Origin of the sequence: Nitrospira sp. SG-bin1 (assembly GCA_002083365.1) — a bacterium.
Taxonomy (GTDB): Bacteria; Nitrospirota; Nitrospiria; order Nitrospirales; family Nitrospiraceae; genus Nitrospira_D.
The window spans coordinates 18,687-29,128 of record LVWS01000028.1 but is presented as its reverse complement, the minus strand read 5'-3'; the positions used below and the strand labels follow the sequence as shown (position 1 = coordinate 29,128).

At 54.6% G+C, this 10,442-nt stretch carries 10 protein-coding genes and 1 pseudogene; 9 read left to right on the top strand and 2 right to left on the bottom strand.

Going from position 1 to position 10,442, the window contains the following annotated elements:
• Window positions 1–78: 78 nt before the first annotated feature.
• Window positions 79–507 carry a hypothetical protein gene (locus tag A4E19_18910; protein OQW34083.1) on the bottom strand — a complete coding sequence of 143 codons (429 nt, stop codon included), beginning with the start codon at window positions 505–507 and terminating at the stop codon, window positions 79–81.
• A gap of 130 nt (window positions 508–637) precedes the next feature.
• Here A4E19_18910 and A4E19_18905 point away from each other — a divergent pair, with 130 nt between their 5' ends.
• From A4E19_18905 to A4E19_18865, 9 genes and pseudogenes are all read left to right on the top strand, one after another.
• Complete coding sequence (locus A4E19_18905; GenBank protein ID OQW34082.1) at window positions 638–952, top strand: 50S ribosomal protein L21; 315 nt, start codon at window positions 638–640, stop codon at window positions 950–952.
• A gap of 28 nt (window positions 953–980) precedes the next feature.
• A complete protein-coding gene (locus A4E19_18900; protein ID OQW34081.1) occupies window positions 981–1,244 on the top strand; it encodes a 50S ribosomal protein L27 in 264 nt (87 codons plus the stop codon).
• Window positions 1,245–1,362: 118 nt separating this feature from the next.
• Window positions 1,363–2,388, top strand: coding sequence for a GTPase ObgE (locus A4E19_18895; protein ID OQW34080.1), 1,026 nt, complete (start codon window positions 1,363–1,365; stop codon window positions 2,386–2,388).
• Complete coding sequence (locus tag A4E19_18890; GenBank protein ID OQW34079.1) at window positions 2,370–3,491, top strand: glutamate 5-kinase; 1,122 nt, start codon at window positions 2,370–2,372, stop codon at window positions 3,489–3,491. The genes A4E19_18895 and A4E19_18890 overlap by 19 nt, the downstream gene beginning before the upstream one ends.
• Window positions 3,492–3,689: 198 nt before the next feature.
• The gene (locus A4E19_18885) at window positions 3,690–4,295 is read left to right on the top strand and encodes a hypothetical protein (protein ID OQW34078.1); all 606 of its coding nucleotides are present in this window, start codon (window positions 3,690–3,692) and stop codon (window positions 4,293–4,295) included.
• Between the two features lie 28 nt (window positions 4,296–4,323).
• Window positions 4,324–4,623, top strand: a pseudogene (locus A4E19_18880) (ribosome silencing factor RsfS).
• Between the two features lie 282 nt (window positions 4,624–4,905).
• On the top strand, window positions 4,906–6,306 hold the full coding sequence (locus tag A4E19_18875; GenBank protein ID OQW34077.1) for a hypothetical protein: 1,401 nt from the start codon (window positions 4,906–4,908) through the stop codon (window positions 6,304–6,306).
• A 118-nt stretch (window positions 6,307–6,424) separates the two neighbouring features.
• Window positions 6,425–7,417, top strand: coding sequence for a biotin synthase BioB (locus A4E19_18870; protein OQW34076.1), 993 nt, complete (start codon window positions 6,425–6,427; stop codon window positions 7,415–7,417).
• A gap of 859 nt (window positions 7,418–8,276) precedes the next feature.
• Complete coding sequence (locus A4E19_18865) at window positions 8,277–10,043, top strand: hypothetical protein (protein OQW34075.1); 1,767 nt, start codon at window positions 8,277–8,279, stop codon at window positions 10,041–10,043.
• Window positions 10,044–10,171: 128 nt separating this feature from the next.
• Here A4E19_18865 and A4E19_18860 read toward each other — a convergent pair whose 3' ends face one another.
• Entirely contained in the window at window positions 10,172–10,402 is a 231-nt protein-coding gene (locus A4E19_18860) for a hypothetical protein (protein OQW34074.1), read from the bottom strand.
• Between the last annotated feature and the right edge of the window lie 40 nt (window positions 10,403–10,442).

Here is a 10,442-nt window from a genome sequence, read left to right as displayed (position 1 = left end):
TTCGTCTTTTACACAGAGAAGATTACATCACCGACCAGTGACTGGCCGGGAGCCATGTGCTGTCGGCTGAATGGAGAATTACGAAGAGGCGCAATAGGCACGCAGGCGAGCACTCAGAAACGTTCCGACTCGATCTTCTCCCTCCGGGCTCATGGTCACAACCTTGGCGCCAAACAACAGACCCCGCACCCATCGAACAACGACGCGCCGGATCTCGACCGGCTCATCTGTGTCGGGAAGGGTGAGTCGGACGACCAGTTCCATCCCGGGGACCACTTGATGATCGCCCAAGACACGGAAGCCGTTACGACACAGATTCATCACCGTTCCTTTTCCGAGGAAATCTCCGCCCAGATAGTACGCGGCACAGCGAACAGGAATCCGATGATAGGTCCGGATCACAAACTTGTTGGCGTGAGACATGATATGGTCGGTATCTCCGTGTGGATCGCAAGAATACTGAACGCCTGCTATCGCAATACTGGCGCTGAGCATACGTGGCGGCATGATCTCCCTCCTAGCCCTCTAAAGAGGGGACTCCGTGTGATCACTGATCTTCGGACGTTCCTCGTGTGGCTTGACACCTCTTCTATCCCCATGTTAAATGAACCGTTCTTTAAGATCGGAGAAGGGATGTATGTACGCGATCGTTGAAACAGGCGGAAAACAATATCGAGTGGAAGCTGGCACGACGATTCAGGTTGAACGGCTTTCGGGAGACGCTGGAGCTCAGGTGGAACTCAACAAGGTCCGCCTCGTTCATGGCGATGCCGGCATTCTGATCGGACAACCTTTTATCGACGGAGCCAAAATAACCGCCGAAATCGTGCGGCAGGGTCGGACCCGGTCGATTACCGTGTTTAAGAAGAAGCGCCGGAAGAACTATCGCCGGACCCGTGGGCACCGACAAGGGTTCACGCAGCTGCTGATTAAAGCTATAGCGACGGCCTAAAGCCTTAAGACCATAAGAAGGACTTACCATGGCAACAAACAAGGGTGGCGGATCCTCACGGAACGGTCGCGACAGTAATCCCCAGTATTTGGGCGTGAAGGCCTATGGTGGTCAGACCGTGACGGCCGGCAGCATTATTGTCCGCCAGCGCGGCACCAAATTTTTCCCTGGATTCAATGTGGACTTGGGAAGAGACCATACCCTGTTCGCGAGAATGAGCGGTGTCGTGAAGTTCGAGGGTGGACGCGGCAGACGAAAAGTCAGCGTATATCCTGTTCCGGCCAAATCCTGATTCTTTTTTCTCCTCTGCGCTCCAAACCAGCTGGATAAATTCCCTCTCCCCTTCCGGTCAGGGTCGGGTATACTTTCCCATCGTCGTTGCCATACCGCCCGCGGAACGTTGACAGAACATGTTTGTCGATGAAGCACATATCACGGTACGAGCCGGTCGCGGCGGAAACGGCATCTGCAGTTTCCGGAGGGAGATGTTTGTGCCTCGCGGAGGTCCGGACGGTGGTGATGGAGGCGCCGGTGGTGACATCATCATGAGAGCCTCTCATCGATTGACGACCCTGCTCGATCTCCGTTACCTGAACCATTATGAGGCGCAAGACGGACGAAACGGCGGAGGCTCCAATTGCACGGGTCGTTCCGGCGAAGACCTGACCATCACTGTTCCTGTCGGCACCATCGTCTATGACGATCAGACGAAGGAATTACTCGCGGATTTCATCGATGACGGCCAAACGGCCGTCATCGCCCAAGGAGGACGTGGCGGGAAAGGCAACAGCAACTTTGCCACTTCCGTCAATCGGGTGCCGACGAAGTGCACTCCCGGAACGCCGGGTGAAGAACGATCCTTGCGGCTCGAGTTGAAGCTGCTCGCCGATGTCGGGCTGGTGGGGTTCCCCAACGCCGGCAAATCGACCCTCATCGCCGCCATTTCAGCGGCCCGACCCAAGATCGCTGATTATCCCTTCACCACCCTGATTCCCAATCTCGGTCTGGTTCGATGGGGATCCGACCGAAGTTTCGTCGTAGCCGATATTCCAGGTTTGATCGAGGGTGCTCACGAAGGAAAAGGACTGGGGATCCAGTTCCTTCGCCACATCGAACGCACTGCGTTCTTGCTTTATTTGGTCGATGTCTCGGAATGGGCTCCTGACGACCCCATCGTCAGCTTCGAGACCTTGCGGCGAGAACTTGTCGCTTATGACGAAGGGCTTGCCACCCGCCCATTCGCCGTCGTGCCGACCAAGATCGATGTGATCGGTACGAGCGAACGGCTTGCCGAGCTGCAAACCTATTGCCGTCTCAACAATTATCCCTGCTTGCCGATTTCCTCCGCGGCCAACAAAGGGCTCGATGACTTGATCACGTACCTTGGGAAACGGGTCGATCATATACGAAAAGCACCATGCGAGACAGGGTCTTAGGACAAGCCAAGCGGATCATCATCAAGATCGGCAGCAGCCTAATCGCTTCGCGCGCGGAAGGTCTGCGCCCTCTACAAATTGAACGATTGGCCGACGAAATCACCACTCTCCGAACGCAAGGTCGTGAAGTCCTGGTGGTCTCTTCCGGTGCCATTGTCTCCGGTATCAAAAAGTTGGGGCTGAAGGAGTATCCTAAGAGTCTCCCGATCAAGCAGGCGGCAGCGGCGGTGGGACAGAGTCGGCTCATGTGGGCCTATGAAAAAGCGTTTGAACGCGTCCATACTCAAGTGGCGCAGATTCTACTCACCCATCAGGATCTCGCTGACCGTCGCCGGTTTCTCAACGCCCGCCATACCCTTGCGGCACTCATTGATTTCGGCATCGTGCCGATCATCAATGAAAATGATACCGTCGCAGTTGATGAAATCAGAGTCGGCGACAACGACACCCTCGCCAGTGAAGTGGCCCACCTGGCCGATGCCGACTTATTGGTGATTCTCTCCGATGTCGACGGCCTCTATACGGAAGACCCCCGTAAAAATCCGTCCGCCACATTGATTCCGCTGATCGAGGAGATCACACAAGATATCGAGTGCTTGGCCGGAGTTTCCAGTACATTCGAAGGGACAGGCGGCATGGCAACCAAACTGCGGGCCGCCAAGAAAGTGGGGGAATATGGAATTCCGACGTTGATTCTCAATGGCGAGCAAGCCGGGCTTCTCCCGACGGTCCTCGGTGGCGGGCCAGGCGGAAGCCTCTTCCTTGCTCGTGAACGGCGGCTCAACAGCCGTAAACATTGGATTGCCTTCACGCTTCGCGCTCGCGGCCAGATCCATCTGGACCAGGGTGCCGTGGATGCCCTGACCCATCGGGGGAAAAGCCTTCTGGCATCGGGTATCCTCCGGGTGACGGGATCATTTGAAGCCGGCGATCCCGTCAGTTGTCTCGATGCAGACGGGAAGGAGTTCGCCAAAGGCCTCGTGAACGTGTCATCCGACTTATTGCGTCAGATGAAAGGGCTCAAGACGGCGGACATTCATGACCAGTTCGGTCCCCAAGAGTACGAGGAAGTCATCCACCGAGACAATCTGGTCATCCTGTAGTGCCAAGCCTGGCGTGCTGAGTCCTGAGTCATGAATTCTTCTAGTCCCGAGCCTCGGAACCCAGCACTCGCCTCGCTTCGCCCGCTCAGCGAGGCGATCACCCGGCACTCACCTCTACAACGCCTCGGACTACTGGGTGGAAGCTTTAATCCCATTCACAACGGCCACCTGACCATTGCCCGTCTCGTCCATGAACGGATGCAGCTCTCCCAGATTCTATTCATCCCGACCGGTGATCCGCCCCACAAACGGGACGGCTCCCTGGCTCCGGCCACGGCTCGCCTCGACATGGTACGCCTGGCTATCACGGACAGTCCGTTTTTCAGGGTATCGGACATTGAAATGCAGCGAAAGGGAAAATCCTACTCCATCGATACCGTGCGGGTGTTGCAACAACAGTATGGGTCCGCCACGGAGCTGTTCTTCATCATCGGTCTTGACGCATTTCTCGATTTCCCGATGTGGAAAGACCCGCAGGAGCTGTTGGCGATTTGCCATTTCGTGGTTGTTCCTCGACCGGAACGATCGTTCCAAGCACTGGCCGAGATGTCTCTGCTTCCCGGCCTCAATCCACAGACCCTCGCCCGGCTCGACAGTGGCGCGCTGAACCGGCACGACATCCTCATTCCTTCCTGTCCGGGGATCACCTGCCTGGCTCTCCCCCCCTGTCCGACCTCAGCGTCAGAAATACGATGGAGGGTTCGGAACGGACTCCCGCTGGCAAATATGTTGCCCCCCTCGGTAGAATCCTATATACTCGCTAATAGCCTTTATCAGGAGGAACGCAATCACACGCGCATCTAAGGCCACTGCTCTCGCCGTCGCCAGGGCGATGCTCGACAAGAAGGCTCTTGATGTCCAGGTCCTCCACGTCGCCCCGCTTACTTCAATCGCCGATTACCTGGTTATTGGGTCGGCCGAATCAGACCGACAGACACGCGCAATCGCCGATTCCGTTGTCGATGCACTCTCCCGCGTGGGCCAACGGCCCTTGAGTCTTGAAGGGACAACATCGGGCCAATGGGTCTTGATAGACTGTGGCGATGTCGTCGCCCATGTCTTCAAACAGGAGCTACGGTCGCACTATGCCCTTGAGCGGCTCTGGAGCGACGCACGGTCTATCCCGGTTCCCGACCATGCCCCGGCTTCGGCTGCCACACCGAAGAAACACATGATCCAGACAGCGGCGTCACGGAAGATGGTTTAGCAGGATGTTGAAAAAGTCCTCCAGCCGTTCTCGCGTCGCGCAGAGGCTCAATATGCGGAGAAAAGTACGACGTGTCGCCTCTTCGCTCACTGCCGTCTTGCCGGATGGCTTTTGGACGTCCCGCGGGCTATCCTGATTCGGTCTGTGACTTCCAAGGGATCAAGTGTTCGTGGCTTCAAAAAAGTAGTTTCAAGAAGCGGCTAGGCCATGTTCAAACTCCTGACCACCATTTTTTTCATCAGCGCCGGCGTGTTCATCTACAGTTATTTCCGTGAACTGAATCCCGGAACCGTCGTCGTCCATACCGGGCCAGGGACGGAGTTTGAGCTCAGTCCTGTCACCCTCTCCTTGATTTCCATGGCCTTTGGAGCCGTCCTCGCGACCCTTGTGGTGGGAGTGCAGCAAACCGCACACCTGATTTTGAACTGGCGCAGTAATCGCCTGCTCCGTCGTAAGGAGAAAGTTGATACGCTCCACCGAGACGGAACCCATGCGTTCATGTCGAAACGTACGATGGAGGCCATCTCACTTTTGGAAAAGGCGCTGGCCATCGATCCCAATCGCGTCGATTCGCTCCTGTGGCTGGGGAACATCTACCGATCAGAACAGAATTTTCCTGAAGCCATCCGGCTTCATCAGCAGGCGCAGCGGGTGGACGACCGAAACATCGAAGTCCTGTTGGAATTGGGCAAAGATCTGGAAGACGCCAAGCGCTACGAGGAAGCGCTTCAAACGCTGCAAAAAATCCTCAAGATCGAACCGGACAATCTGACGGCGCTCATTCGGAAACGGAATCTCAACATCCGCATGGAACGATGGAGCGATGCGTTGGAGATACAACACCGCTTGATCAAAGCCAATCTTCCCGCCCCGGAGAAACAGGCGGAAGAAGCCCTGCTGGTTGGATGCATGTATGAAGTCGGGCGGCAGCTGCTCGAACGTGGGCATCCCGACAAAGCCCGGCGATACTTCAGGGGCGCCATCAAGAAGGACCGCAGTTTCCTCCCCGCCTATATCGGCATGGGAGAGATTCTGCTTCACGAGGGCAAAACCAAGGACGCCGTCGAAATCCTGAAAAAGGTCTATTCACGGACGCGAAGTGTCATCATTCTTCACCGGTTGGAAGAACTCTATCTGGATCAAGGCGAACCGAGTGAAATCATTCGGGTCTATCAGGAGGCCTTGCAGCAGGACCCGCACAATCCGGTCCTCCAATTCTATCTCGGCAAGCTCTACTATCGGTTGGAAATGGTGGATGAGGCGTTCGATCTGTTGTCGACGATCGAGGGCCCGCAAGATCATCTATTGGACTATCACAAGATCATGGCCAATCTCTTCTTGCGCAAGCAGCACTTTGAGGAAGCCATCGTCGAATTGAAGAAAGCCCTCAGTTTCAAAAAACGAGTGATCGTTCCATATATCTGCACCCAGTGTCAGCTGGAATCCGTCGAATGGACGGGACGGTGCCGCGGCTGTGCCAAGTGGAATACCCTCACCGCACTGCCCTGGCTGGAAGCCAGCCAGGCCACCACGTCTACAGAGGGAGAATCGTCTTCCACTCCTCCTGTACCCTACCGAGGCATTGCTTCTCCGTTTGAAACCGTGTAGGTTTTCCGCCGGCGTGTGTTGACGTTCAACTAGACGAGCGTGCGGGAATTCGCCTTACGATTGGACCGACCGACAATCAGGGAACGGACCACCACCTTGCAATCTTGTTGAGGATTTCATGAGCTATATGACTTGGGCGGACAAAGCGCTCCACGACCAGCCTCTGACGACAGAAGAATGCCATGCCGTCTTGACGGCACCGGATAATGACCTGCTGGCCTTGCTCCATGCGGCTTTTCAAGTGCGTTCCACGTACTTCGGCCGAACCGTCCGTCTCCAAATGCTGCAGAATGCCAAGAGCGGTGCCTGCCAGGAAGACTGCCACTATTGTTCGCAGTCTTCGATTTCGACCGCCCCGATCGAGCGGTACAACTTATTGCCACAAAAGAAGATGATCGACGGTGCGCGACAAGCCGCCGCCTCCAAAGCCCAGCGCTACTGCATCGTCATCAGCGGGCGCAGCCCGCTGGATCGGGAAATCGATGAAATCGCGGGAGCCGTGCGCTCCATCAAGCAGGAAATCCCGATTCAGATCTGTTGCTCACTCGGCCTGATGAGTGAATCCCAAGCCAAGCGCCTGAAAGCAGCCGGGGTTGATCGCGTGAACCACAACCTCAATACCAGCGAAGCCTTCCACGCGTCGATCTGCACGACTCACACCTTCCAAGACCGGCTGGCGACGATCAAGAACGCGCGTGCGGCGGGATTGGAAATCTGCTCCGGCGGCATCGTCGGCATGGGTGAGAAGGACGAGGACGTGATCGAGCTGGCGATGGCGCTTCGTGACGTCAAGCCGGATTCGATTCCCTTGAATACCCTGCATCCTGTCGTAGGGACACCCCTGGAGAATTGCGACCAGCTGACCCCACAGCGCTGTCTGAAAGTGCTCTGTCTCTTTAGGTTCCTCCATCCCAAGACTGAAATCCGCATCGCGGGCGGCCGGGAACACAACCTGCGTAGCCTTCAACCATTGGCGCTCTATCCCGCCGACTCCGTCTTCGTAAACGGCTACCTGACGACACCAGGAGCACCGGCTCCCGAAGTGTGGGGCATGATCGAGGATCTGGGCTTCAAGATCGAAGTGGAGTACCAGCAGCCTGTCGCTGGCTGATCGTGGCAGTGGACGACCGACCGGTTCGACACCCGCGTTGCATTCTTATTGCCGGGCCAAATGGCTCGGGGAAAACCACGTTCGCGAGAGAATTTCTTCCACGCGAAGGCGCCGTGGTCCACTTTGTCAACGCCGACCTCATCGCTAATGGCCTGTCACCACTCCGCCCAGAATTAGCGGCAAGGCAAGCTGGACGACTTCTCTTACAAAAGCTATCCCGTTTGGCCAAATCACGAAGAAACTTTTCTTTTGAAAGCACGCTCAGTGGGAAAACCTATCTGCATCTCCTGAAGAACTGGAAAGCAACGGGGTACGCGATCAGAATCGTATTTCTTTCGCTGTCATCCCCCCAACTCGCACTACAACGAGTAGCAGCTAGAGTCGAACAAGGTGGACATAATGTCCCGCGCGTAGATGTGATACGGCGTTTCCATAGGAGCTGGCACAACTTTCAGACGCTCTATCGTCCACTGGCCGATACCTGGTCGGTCTATGAAAATTCAGGAGACGCTCCACGACTGCTGGAGGAAGGCCCATGAGGAAAGCAACAAGGAAGAAAGAGACTAAAGCCTTTTCAGAGGCTGTCGGTCGCGCACTCCGCCGAGCTGCCAAGGCGGCTCGGAAAACCGCCAAGATGTATGGGACGCCCATCTACGTGTGGGAAAACGGCAAGGTGGTGGCAAAGAAGCCCTGAGCTTCGAAGCAATGTCAAGCGGTGTTACTCTCAGGCATGGAAATTCTTGGCAACAGATTCTTTCGAGGCCTATTTGCAAGCCTCACCTTACCATCTCTTGTAACACGAGTGGACCATGAGATCTGCAAGAGGCAGGATGCTTCCACACTCCATTTCGGCTAACCAATGAACATGAGCAAAGGAAAGGCCTCTCCCTGTCCTCTGTGTGATGCCGAACTGCTTTCAGCGACTCGCCAGGCTGACAAAGACGCCTATGAGATAGAATGTCGAAGATGCGGGAAGTTTTCCATATCAGGCACTCTTTACTCCTCTCGCGATATTCCTATTGCTTTGAGACCTTGGCTATCTGCCTATACTCGTCAAGGGCATGAACATGGCAAGCTCACAGAGGTGCTAGTCTCATCGAATATTCAGACACTGGGTCAAGCTATGCAGAACATTTCTCCCAAAGATCGGGCTACTGGGTTACTGCAGATGCTCATCAGACGGACAAATCACGTGGGCGCTCCGGTAGAGTTCTCTCCCGAATGGGACTATCCCTTGGCAACTGCGCAAAATTCTCAAGAAGCTATGTTCCATGTTGGGGAACTGAAGACAAAGGGGTTAATCAGATTCCATGACATGACCCATCTCCTCGTGACGCACGACGGCTGGGCTTGGAGCGATCAGACACCCTTATCAATGCCGCTTTCTTCAATGGCGGACACAGATGCACAAAAGGGAAGAAAGCAATGGGACATCTTCATCTGCCATGCGAGTGAGGACAAAGGTGCAGTCGTCGATCCACTCGCAAAAGAATTGCAGAAGCACGGCCTACGTGTTTGGGTTGATCGCTCTGTACTAACAATTGGAGATAGTCTCCGTCGAAAGATTGATGAAGGCCTAGGATGTTCACGTTTCGGAGTCGTTGTGCTTAGCCGAAACTTCTTTACAAAAAGTTGGCCCCAGCGAGAGCTCGACGGGCTAGTACAAAGAGAACTCAGCGAAGGGAAGGTCATTCTGCCGGTTTGGCACAAAGTAACCCACGCTGACATACTCAAATATTCTGCCGTCCTAGCAGACAAGATGGCCATCTCGACAGAGCGTGGTATCCCTATGTTGGCAGAGCAGATTGTCCAAGCGGTTCAGTTACCAACTGGAAACGGAAAGGAGAATAAAATCTCACCACCGGTTGAATCAACCAGCGGAGAGAGCAGCTCAAAGCCTGACCTGAATCGCGTTGCCATTCATACGTCTAAGAAGGATAGTTTACCCTCATTGAGACACGAAACCTCAACGCAGTTTTTCAGCGAGCGATTTGCCAAAGCATTCCCTGGTGTTCGTGGAATTCAGTGGTTTCGCAATCCTGCGGTGGCAATTCGACGCCTTGAGATCTTCTTTACCAAGCCTTATGTGTTTAGGAATGCTCATCCTATTTGGTGGTGGCGTTCAGGTGATATGTATATTCAACACTTCTCGATTTTGTCGAATGATACAGTCCTACTTGATCATCAAGAGCTCAGAATCGAAGAACTAGCTGCGGTGAATGCAGGCTCTTACTATCAAGAGTTCTTGTACATCAAAGCCAGACCCTCGCAGCCATCAGGGCTATATGATACTTCACACATCCCGGATCAGATTGCACTCAGAGGCTATGCGAAAGAGGAGTTCGCACTATTTCGCGGGAAGCCAATAACAAGAGCCGAGTATGACGATGGAGCCGCTGTCATTGATGGCAGCGTCATTGAATTGAACGGTGAAGCACAACTTCGAGAAACATTTCTTACCCCTTACAATCTCATAATTGCTGCTCATGAGAGCCCAATCAACAACAATGACTTTGATGAAGCACGAGTTGAACTGCTTAATCGCATCCTTCGTGGTCAGGCCATTGAAGACCTCACCGCAGCCATTCTCAAACTGCCCAGAAAGGAACACTACAGTAAACAATAGAGAAGCAAGTACAAAGGCATAAGGGATGAAAAGGTCCCGGGGTCTTTTATACCAACGTCAGTCATGAGCCGATTAGTAGTGGCTGATGCTATGGTATCGGAGCTGGTCGTACCGAGTGAGGGGGCGGATTAGGAATTCAGTTGCTGCATCCGTTTGATCGAACAGTAGAGCGCGTAGCCTTGGGCCACCATCCCGGTCACGAGTAACCCCAGTGCGGTCTGCAGCCAATGTGAGTCAGGATGATCCAGTCCGTACATGCCGATGACGAACCCGAGGGCGATGGCGATGATGCCGACGGATCGCGCGATGACACCTCTTAACCACCAATTATCTTTTGATGGAGTTTGAGACAAGACCATGTTTCCACTCTACATCCGTGTAGACAGGGAATCTACTCGT